12 protein-coding genes are annotated in these 14516 nt (G+C 62.4%); 6 read left to right on the forward strand and 6 right to left on the reverse strand.

All coding sequences use genetic code 11. From position 1 onward, the window contains the following. The first annotated feature begins 17 nt into the window (after positions 1–17). Positions 18–1199, forward strand: a complete 1182-nt coding sequence (locus tag NVV93_RS06225) for a CaiB/BaiF CoA-transferase family protein (RefSeq protein ID WP_258253575.1) — start codon at positions 18–20, stop codon at positions 1197–1199. 61 nt (positions 1200–1260) lie between these two features. On the opposite strand, the gene NVV93_RS06230 is transcribed toward NVV93_RS06225, so the two are convergent. Both NVV93_RS06230 and NVV93_RS06235 read right to left on the reverse strand, forming a co-directional pair. Next, positions 1261–2013, reverse strand: a complete 753-nt coding sequence (locus tag NVV93_RS06230; RefSeq protein WP_258254299.1) for a VacJ family lipoprotein — start codon at positions 2011–2013, stop codon at positions 1261–1263. A 7-nt stretch (positions 2014–2020) separates the two neighbouring features. After that, a complete protein-coding gene (locus tag NVV93_RS06235) occupies positions 2021–3319 on the reverse strand; it encodes a serine/threonine protein kinase (protein ID WP_258253576.1) in 1299 nt (432 codons plus the stop codon). A gap of 393 nt (positions 3320–3712) precedes the next feature. Between NVV93_RS06235 and NVV93_RS06240 the strand changes: the two genes are divergently transcribed. After that, positions 3713–4084 carry a hypothetical protein gene (locus NVV93_RS06240; protein ID WP_258253577.1) on the forward strand — a complete coding sequence of 124 codons (372 nt, stop codon included), beginning with the start codon at positions 3713–3715 and terminating at the stop codon, positions 4082–4084. Between the two features lie 48 nt (positions 4085–4132). Here NVV93_RS06240 and lapD read toward each other — a convergent pair whose 3' ends face one another. The 4 genes from lapD to NVV93_RS06260 form a co-directional block, all read right to left on the reverse strand. Next, on the reverse strand, positions 4133–6082 hold the full coding sequence (gene lapD, locus NVV93_RS06245; RefSeq protein WP_258253578.1) for a cyclic di-GMP receptor LapD: 1950 nt from the start codon (positions 6080–6082) through the stop codon (positions 4133–4135). A 9-nt stretch (positions 6083–6091) separates the two neighbouring features. Next, positions 6092–6706: a cysteine protease LapG gene (lapG, locus tag NVV93_RS06250; RefSeq protein WP_258253579.1), complete on the reverse strand. Its 615-nt coding sequence runs from the start codon at positions 6704–6706 to the stop codon at positions 6092–6094. Between the two features lie 270 nt (positions 6707–6976). Further along, positions 6977–7375 carry a YbaN family protein gene (locus tag NVV93_RS06255; RefSeq protein WP_258253580.1) on the reverse strand — a complete coding sequence of 133 codons (399 nt, stop codon included), beginning with the start codon at positions 7373–7375 and terminating at the stop codon, positions 6977–6979. A gap of 7 nt (positions 7376–7382) precedes the next feature. Continuing rightward, positions 7383–7970 (reverse strand): YecA family protein, encoded by a 588-nt coding sequence (locus tag NVV93_RS06260; RefSeq protein ID WP_258253581.1) that lies wholly within the window; start codon positions 7968–7970, stop codon positions 7383–7385. 211 nt (positions 7971–8181) lie between these two features. Between NVV93_RS06260 and recQ the strand changes: the two genes are divergently transcribed. From recQ to NVV93_RS06280, 4 genes are all read left to right on the forward strand, one after another. Further along, positions 8182–10308 carry a DNA helicase RecQ gene (gene recQ / locus NVV93_RS06265; protein WP_258253582.1) on the forward strand — a complete coding sequence of 709 codons (2127 nt, stop codon included), beginning with the start codon at positions 8182–8184 and terminating at the stop codon, positions 10306–10308. 89 nt (positions 10309–10397) lie between these two features. Then, complete coding sequence (locus tag NVV93_RS06270) at positions 10398–11555, forward strand: diguanylate cyclase (RefSeq protein ID WP_258253583.1); 1158 nt, start codon at positions 10398–10400, stop codon at positions 11553–11555. A gap of 96 nt (positions 11556–11651) precedes the next feature. Continuing rightward, the gene (locus NVV93_RS06275; protein ID WP_258253584.1) at positions 11652–12083 is read left to right on the forward strand and encodes a MarR family transcriptional regulator; all 432 of its coding nucleotides are present in this window, start codon (positions 11652–11654) and stop codon (positions 12081–12083) included. A gap of 272 nt (positions 12084–12355) precedes the next feature. Further along, positions 12356–14485 carry a FimV/HubP family polar landmark protein gene (locus NVV93_RS06280; RefSeq protein WP_258253585.1) on the forward strand — a complete coding sequence of 710 codons (2130 nt, stop codon included), beginning with the start codon at positions 12356–12358 and terminating at the stop codon, positions 14483–14485. Positions 14486–14516 lie beyond the last annotated feature (31 nt).

The following is a 14516-nucleotide window of genomic DNA, read 5'->3' on the forward strand; positions in this document are numbered from 1 at the left end:
ACTATGAAGGAGTTGCAATGAAAGGCCCGTTATCGTCCCTGAAGATTCTCGATTTCTCTACCCTGCTGCCCGGTCCGTTCGCCTCGCTGTTGCTGGGCGACATGGGCGCCGAGGTGCTGCGCATCGAATCGCCGACGCGCATGGATCTGGTGCGGGTGATGCCGCCGCACGATGGTGGCGCGTCGGCGGCGCACGCCTACCTCAACCGCAACAAGCGCAGCCTGGCGCTCGACCTCAAGCGCCCGGAGGCGCTCGAGGTGGTCAAGCAACTGCTCGGCGCCTACGACATCGTTCTTGAACAGTTCCGGCCGGGCGTGATGGAGCGCTTGGGCCTCGGCTACGAGGCGCTCAAGGCGATCAATCCGCGGCTGATCTACGTGTCGATCACCGGTTACGGGCAGACCGGCCCGTACAAGGACCGCGCCGGGCATGACATCAACTACCTGGCGCTGTCCGGGGTCGCCGCGCAGACCGGCCGCCGCGACACTGGCCCGCTGCCGCTCGGCGTGCAGGTGGCGGATATCGCTGGCGGCTCCTTCCATGCGGTGATGGGCCTGCTGGCGGCGGTGATCCAGCGCCAGCAGACGGGCGAGGGGCAGTACATCGACATCAGCATGACCGACTGCGCGTTCAGCCTGCATGCCATGGGCGGGGCCGGCTATCTGGCCTGCGGCGAGGAACCCCAGATGGAAAGCCAGAGCCTCAACGGCGGCAGCTTCTACGACTATTACCGCAGCCGCGACGGGCGCTGGCTATCGGTCGGCAGTCTGGAGCCGCAATTCATGCAGCAGCTGTGCAGCGCGCTCGGCCGTCCCGAACTGGCCGCGCGCGGCTTGTCGCGCAAACCGGAGGACCAGCAGGCGCTCAAGCGCGAGCTGCAGATCGAGTTCGAGCTACGGGATTTCGCCGAGTGGTGTGAGCTGTTCGCCGGGCTGGATGCCTGCGTGGAGCCGATGCTCGGTCTCGCCGAGGCGATCGAGCATCCGCAGCTCAAGGCGCGCGAGCTGGTGGTCGAGGTGCCGCGCGCTGGGCTGCCGGCGCAACGGCAGATCGCCTGCCCGATCAAGTTCTCCGCTGGTCTGTCGACGCCGCAACATGTCGGCGCGCCGCTCGGTGCGCACAGCGAAGAGGTGTTGCGCGGCCTCGGCTACAGCCCCGAGCAGATCGCCACGCTGAAAGCCGCCAAAGTAGTTGGCTGAGTCACTGGCATCGCAGGAGTTGTAGGGGCGGCCATGGCCGCTCCTACACATTACCTGCAAATTATTCGGCGATTTGCAGCTTGCGCGCTTCGCTGTAGACGTAGCGAATTTTCTCGTACTCGAACGGCGAGTTGGTCTGGCCGTAGCGGAAGTTGGTGGTATGGCGCTTGTCCACCGCGCGCAGCAGGCTGATCTCCGGATGATCGCTGCTGGTTTCCGGCACGTTGAGGAAGTTGATTTCGTAGTCCGCAACGAAGTCCACTGCCAGGCCGCCGGTATCGCGCAGGTTGGATGGGCCGAGGATGGGCAGCATCAGGTAGGGGCCATCTGAGACCCCATAGAAGCCGAGGGTCTGGCCGAAGTCCTCGCTCTGCTTGGGCAGACCGAATCGGGTTGCCGGATCCCACAGGCCGACCACGCCGATTGTGGTGTTGACCAGCAGACGCCCGGTGGTTTCCAGCGAGCGCTGGCCCTTGAGCTGCAGCAGGCTGTTGAGCAGGTTGGGGATGTCGCCGAGGTTGCTGAAGAAGTTGCTCACGCCACTACGGACGAAATGCGGAGTGACGTAGCGGTAGCCGCGCACCACCGGCAGAAACACCCATTCGTCGAAGCGATAGTTGAAGTGGTAAACCCGTCGGTTCCAGCTCTCCCAGGGGTCGTAGACATGCAGCGCGTCGAGGCTCGCGCGCTCGAACTCGCGCTGGTCGAGGCCGGGGTTGTATTGCAGGTGTTCGATCGGCCGGGTGAAGCCGTCCTCGTCGGTGCTGTGCTCGGCATGGGCCAGGCCGCTGGTGAGGAGCAGGGCAAGCAGAATGAATTTCTTAGCCACGGAAGAACTCCAGCATGTCTTTGGCGTTGACGCGGTAGTTGAGATTGCCGCAGTGGCCGCCGTGCGGATAGACGAACAGGCGCTCGCCCAGGCTGCGGCGCAGGAAGCCCAGGTCACCGGGGCCGAGGATCACGTCGTCGGCGTTGTGCATCACGGCGATCTTGTCGCTGCTCTTCAGGTAGTCCTCGAGGGCGTACAGGCTGACCTGGTCGATCAGTTGCAGCAGGCTGCCGCCGTCGGTGCGCGCCCGCCACATGGGCACCAATTGTTGGCCGATGTAGCAGTCGAAGTCGCATTGCAGGGCGCGCGAGAGGAAGGGTGCGAGGCTGGTGCCTTTATTGATCGGATAGTTCGGCGGGGTGATCAGGCCGCGGCGATTGATCAGGTCCGAGGTGAACGCGATGTCGGCCGAGGAAAAGCGGAACGAGGTGCCGATCAGCATGGCCATCTGCTCGTCCGACAGATGCTGCTTGGACTGCTGGAAGTCGTAGAGCATGGCATCGTTGATGTCGATGTAGCCCTTCTGCTGGAAGTAGCGGGTCAGTTTGTTCAGAACCAGTTGATAGAAGGTGGTGGTGTCGTCGATGCCCTTGACCTTGGTCTGTACCAGACGATCGAGGTTGGTGATCGAGGTGTACAGGTTGACCGGCGGGTTGAGCAGTAGCACACGCTTGAAGTTGAAGCTGCGCCGGGTCTCGTCGAGCTTGCTGACAAAAGCCGCGTCCAGCGCGCCGAGGCTGTAGCCGGTGAGGTAGAAGTCGGTGATCGGCAGATCGGGATGCTGGGCGCGCACCGCCTGCATGACCCGGTACAGGTCGTCGGCATCCTCGGCGGAAATTCCCGGCGTGGCGTGGCGCGAGGCGGCGGCCATGAAGTCGTAGCTGGTCGGCGAGGACAGTTGCACGACGTGGTAGCCGTCACTGTAGAACAGTTTCTTCAGGTACTCGGCGAGGGTGCTGGAGTAGGGCGCACCGGTGCCGGCGATGATGAACACCAGCGGCGCCGGTTTGTCCTGACGGGCCAGGCGGTAGCGCAGCTTGGTGACCGGCCAGAAATTTTCCGGCAGTTCGAACTCGCGCTCCGGTCGCAGCTTGAGGGCGTAGTCGGCCTGATCGATGTCGTCGTCGGCGGGCAGCTCGGGACGCAGCTCCGGCGGTGTGGTGGCGATGGTGGCTTCGAAAGGGTTGGTAAGCGGGTAGCCGTAACTGGCGGCATCCCGGTCAGCTGCCAGCAGCGGCGTACTGAGGATAAGCCCGCTCAAAAAGACGGTGAGAAGAGGTAAGGCGGGCATTGTTAAGTCCCTTTAGATATAAAGTTCTGAGTGAATACCGTTGTTATGGCAACTGCAAGCAGCTCTTTAACGCCGTTCGAGCAAAATGCCTATTCAATGGAGAGTTTGCAGCTGTTCGCCCCAGATCAGCTCGCCTACTAGACCGCTGTCCTCACGGCCCAGGGAATTGGCCCAGATAAAGCCGTCGTCGCTTCGGCGCGCCCCCGTTGCCCGCTGAGACGAGTGCTCTGGCCCGGGTTGATCTGCTTCAGCCCCCGGCCACCTGAGCACTGGCGGGAATCAAGGGTATGTCAGCGCTATGTGTCTCGATTTCCGGGCGAGTGGCGGTAGTGCTTGCATACCGTCGGTGGGGCATTATCCTGAGCGCCGTTTTCCACTCACCGGAGCTCGTCCATGTCCCGCCGCTTGCCCCTGATATCGCTGCTGATCGCTCTCGCGTTGTGGCTGGCTGCCTGTTACGGGCTGCGCTATGCGCTGATGGAGGATTCGCAGTGGGTGGGCTTGTGCGTCGATGAGGCGGCTCGCTGGGAGTGTCAGCTGCGCGCTGGCTTGGGCAAGTTGATCCACTTCCGGATTATTGCCGGCACGGCATTGATTACGGCGCTGGCGGCGTTTTTTCTAAGGGGTCGAACGGGCCGAGCGCTGGCGGTCATCGCGCTGTTCTTCGCCTTGCCAGCCTTGGTGCTGTACAGCGCTAGCCTGGCGGTTTTCGCCTTGGTTATCGCTGCCCTACGGGTCGTCCGGGCCCCCGCAACGACGGCCTGAGTCAACAAAAAAGGGATGAGCTGATCATCCCTTTTTTCTGCGCCGGATCTAGCCGTCCTGCCACGGCATCGGCGCACCGACCAGCCGGCCCATGGCGCCATAAATACCCAATTCCTTGAGCACTTCCAGCTCGCCCGCGGTTTCCACCATCTCTGCAATCAGCGGTAAATCGATGCTGTTGGTGGCGCGGAACATCGCTTCGATAAACAGGCGTTTGTCGCTTTCCGCATCGATGGCGCGGATATAGGTGCCGTCGATCTTCAGGTAACTGAGTCCCAGGCGAGTCAGATTGCCGATCAGGCTGAAGTGTCCGCCGAAATGCTGCAGGCCGAATCCATAGCCGGCGTCGCGAATCACCTGGCTCAGGCGTTCCAGTTCGGCGGCCGGCGGCAGATGGCGCTCATCGACTTCCAGTGTCAGCAGGTTGGCGTGCTGCGGGTGGGCTTTGAGCGTGTCGAGCAGACGCTGCAGATCGGCGCCGGCCTGCAAGGTGGCCGCCGAGAGGCTCAAGGCAATCGGTTGCGGATGGCGTTCGAGATGCGCCAGGCAATGCTCGAGCATGGCCTGATCGAAGCGAGCGGCCCAACCGAGGCGCTCGATCCACGGTAAGAAACGGCCGGCGGCAATGGCCTCGCCCTGTGGGTCGAGGAGACGCGCGAGCACTTTGTGGTGCAGCACTTTGCTCTGATCGGTGCACTCCACCACCGGCTGGAAGTACAGCTGGAGTTTGCTCTTCTGCAGGGCCTCGTCGATCCAGCCGCGCCAGTCGTTGAGTGCCTGACCGGGCGTTGCATTGAAATCGTCCAGGCGCTCCCAGGGTTGCCGCGGATTGCTCTGCGCCTGGGCCAGAGCCTGGTCGGCGCGACCGATGACCTGGCTGCTGGGCTCGCCGGGACGGAACGCGGCAATGCCCAGATGCGCGACCGGGGTGCAGTCGCTGGCGCCGGTCTGGCGCAGATTTTCCAGCGCCCCGCTGAGCTGCTTGGCCAGGCGGTCGGCGTCTTCGCTCGCCAAGCCGGGAGCCAGCAAGGTGAATTCGCCGCCGCGACTGCGCGATGCCAGCCAGCCACTGTGCTGTTGCTGATCGAGTAGCTGTTTGAGTTGCTCGCCGATCGCGATAATCAGGGTATCGGTGCGCTGACCGCCCAGGCGCTGGTTGAGACCGCCCAGATCGTTGACGCGAATCATCAGCAGGTAACCGGCGGCATTCTGTTCGTGGGCAATCAGTTGGTTGGCCAGGTTGATATCGAACAGACGGCGGTTGGCCAGGCCGGTGAGGTTGTCCTGGTAGGCCTCCTCGCGCAGCTTTTCACTGCGCGCGGCTTCTTCGGCGAACAGCGTCTTGAGCTTCTCGACCATCTGATTCATGGCCAGCACCACGCGCTTGAGTTCCGGGGTGCGCGGCACCTTGGGCAGGGTCATAAATTCGCGGCGGCTAATCGCGTGGGCCTGTTGGACCATGCTGTCCAACGGTTTCAACTGGGTGCGCAACAGCCAGCCGCCAAGTACGGCGCTGACTGCCCCGCAGGCCAATAGCCAGATCAGGCTGCCGACCGCGCTGTCCCAGAGTTTGGCCAGGGCGAACTGGGGATGACTGAGCACTTCGACCCGCGCCGCCTGTTCCCAGCCACGCATGATCAAGGCATCGCCGCCCTGCGGCGCGAGGTTGACCAGTTTGACGAACCAGCGCGGCACTTTGTCCGGGGTGGACGTGGTGCGCCGCTCGACGATCACCTCGTCGCCCGGAATGCGCACCACACGAATGGTGGCGAAATAGCCGCTATCGAAGATCGAGCTGACCATCAGCTCGATCATTGCCGGGTCGTCGACATGCGGGGTCAGCGACAAACCGAGCGCAGTGGCGGCGTCTTGCGCATGCGAGCGCAGTTGGCTGCGCAACTGCTCGCGGGAGTTTCCTACGCCGGAGATGAAACTGCCGGTGAACGCCACCACGAGAAACAGACAGATGGCGATAAACAACTGCTTAAGCAATGACATTACATCCTCCTAACCGGCGCCTACGGCAAAGCCTTCGGTCTGCATCTTTTTCAGTAAGTCCTGCCAACGGGAGAGTTTCTTGGTGTCGCTTTTCTTGCCCGTGGTGCCCGGCAGATAGAGGCCCTCGGCGTTGAAGGCATATACCGGCAACAGGTCTTTGCGTTGTGAGGCGGGGCGGATTTCGCCGATCAGGTTGTCCAGCACCAGCGGTTCGGCCCCTGGGCTGGCGTAATAGGTCAGGACCATGTGCGCCTGGTTTTGCTGCAGGGCTTTGACGTACGTGATGCGCAACTTCTCGCTGGGAATGCCCAGGCGGCGCAGAGTGAAGTACTTGGCGATGGCATAGTCTTCGCAGTCGCCGGCGCCCTTGACCAGGGACTCGACCGGGGTTGCCCAGTAGTCGCTTTGCCGCCAGTTGCGGTTGTCATCGACGAAGCTTAATTGCCGATTGAAGAAACTATTGACGGCGCGGAGCTGGTCCGGCTCGGGCAGTGCCTCGCTGGCATCGATCAGCTGGCCCCAGCCTTGTAGGCGTTGTTTGGCTGAGCCCAGATCGCCATAGCGGGTCTCGGCGTTTTGCAGCATCAGGGTGAAATCCCAGTTAGCCCGGACACTGGCGGTCATGATCGCCAGGCCCAATAGCACAGCGCACGCCGAACCTGCCGAAGGCAGGAACCGGTGTCTTCCCTGTGTGCGCTGCCGAGACCGCATAAGCATCCTCTGCTGTCATGCCTGCTGACAATGCACGCAGTCTAGGCAGATTGCCAGCATCTTGCCGCTATCGAGCGAAGTTCAGCCTCAGAACCTGTTTACGATCTGCTGCGCGTCGGCCCTGCTGCGTTAAAAACAGGCTCTAGCTCGCGAGATCGTAAACAGGTTCTCGGCGCGAAAGCGTCAACGGTTCGGCAGGGTCTTTTGCTTGAGGATGTACAAGCTCACCAGTAAGGCACTGGTGAGCATGAAGGCACGCGCCCAGGGCAGCGGCACCAGGAAGCAGGAGAAGGCGATGCTCATCCACATCAGGCCAATGGCGTAGACCTTGCCCTTGAGTGGGATGCCGTGGCCTTCCAGGTAATCGCGGATCCACGGGCCGAGCTTGGGGTGCTCGACCAGCCAGCGATAGAAACGCTCGGAACTGCGCGCGAAGCACGCCGCGGCGAGGAGCAGGAACGGTGTGGTGGGCAATACCGGCAGAAAAATACCGATCACCCCCAGCATCACACTCAGCCAGCCGATGCCCAGCAGCGTATAACGCAGCCAGGCATGGTGGCTCGGGTGAATCTTTTGCGGCATAGCCGTCTTAATGGTGGCGAGGTTTGAGCAGCGCGGGTTTTTCTTCAGGAGCGTTGAACAGCAGGAACAGTGCGGTCAGCAGCTCCGGGATCTGCGCGACCATTTCGTCCGCCAGGTCACGGTCGCGGGCGATATCGGCGAACTCCGGCTGCTCCTCGAACAAACCGGAGCCGACCATGATCGGCAGGAGCAATTCGCTGACTTCGTCTTCGGCGTTTTCAAACCACACCGCTTCGCGCAGGAACACGCCTTCCATGAAGCCGATGCACCAGCCGCGGATATCGGAATCGTCCGGCTCATCGCCGAGGTCGAGTTCGCAAGGCAGTTCGAGATCATCGTCGGCGGCGAGCAGGCGAGTGATGTGGGCCTTGAGCAGCACCAGGGTGGCTTCGACGGCATCGCGCTCGGTGTCGTCGCGATAGTGCGGCGGCTCGGCGAACAGCGCATCGATCCATTCGCGCTCCGGCACCTGCTCCGGGCAGATCGACAGCGCGGTCAGGTAGCCGTGGGCGGCCACGTAGTCCAAGGCTTCCTCGTGCAGGTCATCGGCATCGAGGAAAGCTTGCAGGCGGGTCAATTGCTCGGCGAAGGACATCGTGGGGCTACCTTGCTGGAAGTTATCAAGGCTGGATTTTAGCCCGGTTAACGCCGCCAGCGCCCGTGCCACGGTATTTTTTTGCTGAGGCGAGGTAGAGAGAGCGCTTCTGCCAGCATCCGGCGATGGGCGTCGGCTCCGGTCGGCAAGTGCTCGCGTATACTGCGCAACTTTCTGGCGGGTCTGCCGCTTGTCCATTCACGGGGTTTCCATGCTCGAACCGGCTCTGCGCATCCTCAAAGACGTTTTCGGCTACGACAGCTTCCGTGGCCGTCAGGCGGCGATCATCGAGCAGGTGGCAGGCGGCGGCGATGCGCTGGTGTTGATGCCCACCGGTGGCGGCAAATCCCTGTGCTTTCAGGTCCCGGCGCTGCTGCGCGACGGCCTGGCGGTGGTGGTTTCGCCGTTGATCGCGTTGATGGACGACCAGGTCGCCACTCTCGATGAGCTGGGCGTCGCCGCGGTGGCGCTGAACTCCACGCAGAGCGCCGAAGAACAGCGCGCGATCGCCGAGCGGTTGCGCAATGGCGAGATCAAACTGCTGTATCTGGCTCCTGAGCGCTTGGTCCAGCCGCGCATGCTGAGCTTCTTGCAAAGCCTGAATATCGCCCTGTTCGCCATTGACGAGGCGCACTGCGTCTCGCAGTGGGGGCATGATTTCCGTCCCGAATATTTGCAGTTGGGTCAGCTCGCCGAGCTGTTTCCTCATGTGCCGCGCATCGCCCTGACCGCCACGGCGGACATGCGCACCCGCGAGGAGATCGTCCAGCGTCTGCATCTGGAGAACGCCGAGCGCTTCCTCTCCAGCTTCGATCGACCGAATATCTTCTACCGCATCGTCGCCAAGGATCAGCCGCGCAAGCAGTTGCTCGGCTTTCTCGCCGAGCGGCGCGGTGATGCCGGTATCGTTTATTGCCTGTCGCGCAAAAAGGTCGAGGAAGTCGCGGCCTTTCTCAGCGAGCAAGGCTTCCCGGCATTGCCGTATCACGCCGGACTGGCCAACGAACTGCGCGCCTACCACCAGAAGCGCTTCCTCAATGAGGAAGGGCTGATCATGGTGGCGACCATCGCTTTTGGCATGGGTATCGATAAGCCCAACGTGCGTTACGTGGCGCATCTCGATTTGCCCAAGTCATTGGAAGCCTATTACCAGGAAACCGGTCGTGCCGGCCGCGACGGTCTGCCGGCGGATGCCTGGATGGCCTATGGGCTGCAGGACGTGATCTTCCTCAAGCAGATGCTCAGCAATTCCGAAGGCGATGAACGTCACAAGCGCCTGGAGCAACACAAGCTCGACGCCATGCTGGCGCTGTGTGAGCAGGTGCGCTGTCGGCGTCAGGCGTTGCTGGCCTATTTCGACGAGGAAATGCCGCAGCCCTGCGGCCATTGCGACAACTGCAACGACGAGGTGCAGACCTGGGATGCCACCGAGCCGGCGCGCCAGGCACTGTCGGCGATCTATCGCAGCGGCCAGCGCTTCGGCGTCGGCCACTTGGTGGACATCCTGCTCGGCCGCGACAACGACAAGGTTCGCAGCCTCGGTCACCAGCACCTATCGGTCTTCGGCGTCGGCAAGGCGCTCAGCGAAAGCGAATGGCGCTCGCTGTTTCGTCAGCTGGTCGCGCGCGGCCTGGCGGATGTCGATCTGGAAGGTTTTGGCGGTCTGCGCCTCTCCGACAGCTGCCGTGCGCTGCTGCGCGGCGAGGTCAATCTCGAACTGCGTCGCGACCTGAAGCCACAGCAATCCGCCAAAGTGGCGAAAAGCGCCGCCAGCCAACTGGTGCGCAGCGAAGAGCGCGGCCTCTGGGAAGCCCTGCGCGCGTTACGGCGCAAGCTGGCGGAAGAACATGCGGTGCCGCCGTACGTCATCTTCCCGGACGCGACATTGCTGGAAATGCTTCGCAGCCAACCCGGCTCGCTGGCGGAAATGGCTCAGGTTAGCGGGGTGGGCGCGCGCAAGCTGGAGCGCTATGGCACGGCGTTTCTCGAAGTGCTCAACGGCGCGGTCGAGGCGCCGCCGCCGGTGGCCGATTTGCGCCATGAGCTGACCAGTCTGGCGCGTGCCGGAATGACGCCGATGCAGATCGCCGCGCAGCTCAAGTGCAGCGAGAAGAACGTCTACAGCCTACTGGCCGAGGCAATCGGCCTGCAGCAATTGTCGGTGGAGCAGGCACTGGATGTGCCGGAAGAGCTGTTGGGCGAAATCCAGGACGCGTTTCTCGACGGCGAGGGGGAATTGCCGCCGGTAGCGTCGATCAGCGAGCAGTTTGCCGGACGCGTTCCCGAGGGCGTGTTGTATTGCGTGCGTGCGGCGCTGCAAGCGGAGTTCCAAGTGTAAGCCAGTCACGTCAAACGGATGACGACAAACTTGTGACGATCGTCCCAAGCGGATATGGTGTCACAAGGCCTCCGCCAGAAGAGGTAAGCGTGACAACACACCACAGCTGGTTGGACGACGTCCGCCCCAATCCGTATGCCGATCAGCTCGCCATGGGCTTTCGCGGCCTCCGCTTCGCTCGTCCTTTGGAGAGCCAATACCGACTTTACCTGCAGGAAGACTCCTTCGATCTCAAGCGCATCGCGCTGAGCGTCGGCGTGTTGGTGTGGCTGGCATTCGCCGGCCTCGACCTAGTCCTGATTCCCAGTCTCGAGCGCTGGTGGATGCTCTCGATCCGCTTGGGCGTACTGCTGCTGTTGCTTGCCTGCGGCATGCTGATGCTGATCCGCCGCCACACGCATCTGCTGGTGCCGCTGAGCCTGACCTGCATCGTCGCGCCTGGTCTTGGCGCGGCGGCAGTCGTGGCGGTCGCTCATACGGTTGATCAGACCTATCCCTATGAAGGCCTGCTGCTGATCTGCATGGCTGCCTATTTTCTTGCCGGGTTGCGCTTGTCCGAGGCGCTGGCCAGTTCGCTGGTGGTGCTGCTCGGTTATGTCGGCTTCGAGTTGCTGTCCGGGTTACCGGTTACTCGGCTGATCAACAACGTACTGTTTTTGATCTTCGGCAACGTGATGGGTTTGGTCGGCGGTTATTTGCTGGAATACAAAGCGCGTGAGCACTTTCTGATCAGCCGGCTGATGCGCGTGCTGGCTGACCGTGACAGTCTGACCAGCCTGCACAACCGGCGCAGCTTCAATCGGCAACTGGAGCGGCTCTGGCGCCAAGCTCAGCGCGAGCACCGGAACCTGGCGCTGCTGCTGTGCGATATCGATCACTTCAAGGCTTACAACGATTGCTACGGCCACCAAGCGGGCGACAATGTCCTGCGCCGTACTGGTGGGGTATTCAGCGAGGCAGCCAGGCGCCCGCTGGACATGGCGGTCCGCCTGGGTGGCGAAGAGTTCGCGGTCCTGCTTTACGACCTCTCTATGGAGCAAGCCCTGCAGCGTGCCGAAGAGCTACGCCTGGCACTGGCGGAGTTGAACATCCGCCACGAGGGCTCAAGCACTGCGGAGATGGTCACTATGTCGATTGGTGTCGCGTGCATGCGTCCGGCCGATGGCGGGGAATTCAGCCAGCTGTATGAGTGTGCCGACCGTGCCCTGTACCGGGCCAAGGCCTTGGGGCGTAATCAGGTGGTCTGAGGCCGAACGGTAGCGCGGCGAGCTCTTGCCCCGGGCTTTAAGGTTGTGATTAGCTCGCTAATCATTAGCTTTAGCGATTATCCAGAGCCCCACCTGATGCCCGAGCTCGATCAACACCGTTTTGGAATGCAATTGTCCCATTTGTCTCGCGCCTGGCGTGCGGAGCTGGACCGCCGGCTGGTTGGCTTGGGCCTGTCACAGGCGCGCTGGCTGGTGTTACTACATCTGTCGCGCTTCGAGGCCATGCCGACCCAGCGTGAGCTGGCGCAAAGCGTGGGCGTAGAAGGACCGACCCTGGCGCGTCTGCTCGACAGTCTAGAGGCTCAGGGATTGGTTAGCCGCCAGGCCGCCGAAGACCGACGTGCGAAGAAAATCGCTCTGCAGCCCAATGCCGGCCCGTTGATTCGGCAGATCGAAGCGATCTCCAGCCAACTGCGCGCCGAACTGTTCAGTGGAATTGATCAGGAAGATCTGCTTCGCTGCCAGCAAATCCATGCCCAAATCCTCGCGAACCTCGAGCGTCGCTAGCCCCTGAGTTGGTAGTTTTGAGACCTCGCTAACAATTCTCGCTCGTCGGTTTGATTAGCTGAGAGGCGGCGATCTTGCGTATCATGCGCCATCCGTGTGATGGCAGATTGCTTTCCTTTCCGGCAATCCTGGAATTCCGCACCCATAATCAACGTCAATCGGGCACCAGGATGGTTCCCGTCGTTACGTTTTAGCTGCCTGCCTGTTGGTTGCTCGTGGAAGATCCGCGGGGTAGAGGCCACAGCGTGCAGATTGAAATGCGGAGTTAATGCATGGCTTGGATTCGTCGATTGTTGCTCACGCTAGCCACTGGCACCTTGGTTTCTCCAGGCTTGGCGGCGGCCCTGGGGCTTGGCGACATCAGTCTGCATTCGGCGCTGAATCAGCCGCTCTCGGCGGAAATTCAGCTCCTCGAACCGGGCGATCTGGAAAGTCACGAGCTGCAAGTGCGTCTGGCTCCGGCCGACACCTATGCGCGGCTAGGCGTCGAGCATTTTCCGTTCCTCACCGATCTGCGTTTCACGCCAATCATTCGCGGGCGTAACAGCGTGATCCGCGTGGTATCGCGCAAGCCAGTGCGTGAGCCGTACCTGAATTTCATCATCGAAATCGTGCGTCCCAACGGCCACCTGTTGCGCGAATACACCCTGCTGCTTGATCCACCCGGTGCGCCACTTGCCTCTGCCGCTGTGCCGGTGTCTGCGCAGGTAAGTACCGCGCCGCTACGTCGGCGTGAGGCTGTAGCGAACTCAGCGCGTGCCGCATCTCCTGCTCCGGCGCCTGCCGCCATCCAAGGCAAGCAGTACACCGTGCGCGCTGGCGATAGCCTGTGGAATATCGCCCGGCGAGTCCGGGCGCTCGACGGCTCCCAGTCGCTGGCGGAGCTGATGCAAGGCATCCACGCGCTTAATCCCACCGCCTTCATTGCCGGCGACAGCAGCCGCTTGATTGTCGGCAAGACCCTGTTGTTACCCGATGCCGCGCAGGTTGCTCAAGCAGCACCCGTTCCCGCGCCAGCCATCGCCGAGGTAAACCCAGCGCCAGCGGCGAACATGCCAGCGCCGGTCGTCAGCGAGGCGGTGCCGAGTGCAGCCGACGCCACGCTGCAACAATTGGGCGCGGTGCAGCAGCGCCTGGAGCATGAATTGGCCGGTCAGGCGAGCGAGAATCTGCAATTGCAGCAGGGCGTCGCGCAGCTGCAGTTGCGCCTGGAAAGCCTCGAGCAGCAATTGAGCAACAAGGACCAGCAAATCGCCGCTTTGCAGGTACAGTTGGCCCAGGCTGATCGCCAGGCGGGCAGCGCCAGCCCCCCGGCAACCGATAGCCGCGTCAGTGAGCCGGCGGCGCCCGCCATCGCGACGCTCGCACCGCCGGCGCAGGAACGTTTCAACCTGATTTGGCTGATCGCCGCCCTGGCCCTGCTTCTGGCTCTGGTATTACTGTTGCTGGCGCGTCGCCGGCAGAATGCACCACCAATCGTTCCTGTCGTTCCGACCGTGGTGATCACGCCAAGTATCGCTGCGCTCAATGACACCGAGCCGACGCCGTTGGCTGTCGCCCCTTTGTCGCGCGCACACACTCCTGCGGCGCCGGTCGATGCTCTGGAAGGGGCCGCGCTGTACATCGCCTATGGACGTTACGGTGCGGCCATGAGCGTGCTGCGCAAGGCCGCGCACAAGCAACCGCAGCGCACCGAAGTCCAGCTGCGCCTGCTCGAGGTGTTGGGGCTGATGGGTGATGCATCCGGCTTCACTCGCCAGCTCGCCGTGCTCACCGGCCTGGGTGTTGATACTGCGCTGCTCGAACCGATCAGGACCCGCTATCCGCAACTGGACGGTGTTTCCGTCGAGACCGAGGCACACAATGACGTGTTGCTGATCGACGAGCCGGCCAGTAACGCCCCGGAGGCGCCCGCACAGGCCGACGACTTTTTGCTCAATCTCGATGATCTGACCCTGGATGCCGACTGGGATTTAGTCAGCCCGTTTGCTGCCGAGAAAACGGCAAGCAGCAAGCCGGTGGTGGAGCAGCCGGCGTTGCTCGATCCAGACTTCCGCTCGAACCTGCAAGATATGCCTGAAGTGCACGAGCTGCACGATCATGGGTTTGGCGAGCCGTTGCAGATCGACACGCAAGACGTCGATGAAGCCCTGGACGAAGAGTTCCTCGACGTGTTCTCCGATCCGCGCCTTAACGATCAACCAGGCGACCGCTCGGCGCCAACCCGCGATCTGTCGCATCTGGCCGGGGATCAGGCCAACGTCGCCAAACTCGATTTGGCCTTGGCCTATATCGACCAAGGCGATATGCACAGCGCCTGTAACATCCTCAACGAAGTGATCAGCGATGGCAGTCCGGAGCAGAAACAGGAAGCTCGGGCGCTGCTGGCGCGCATCGCGTAACCGCCGATTCGTCATTGTCATCAAACGCCGC

Source organism: Pseudomonas sp. LS44 (genome assembly GCF_024730785.1).
Lineage (GTDB): Bacteria > Pseudomonadota > Gammaproteobacteria > Pseudomonadales > Pseudomonadaceae > Aquipseudomonas.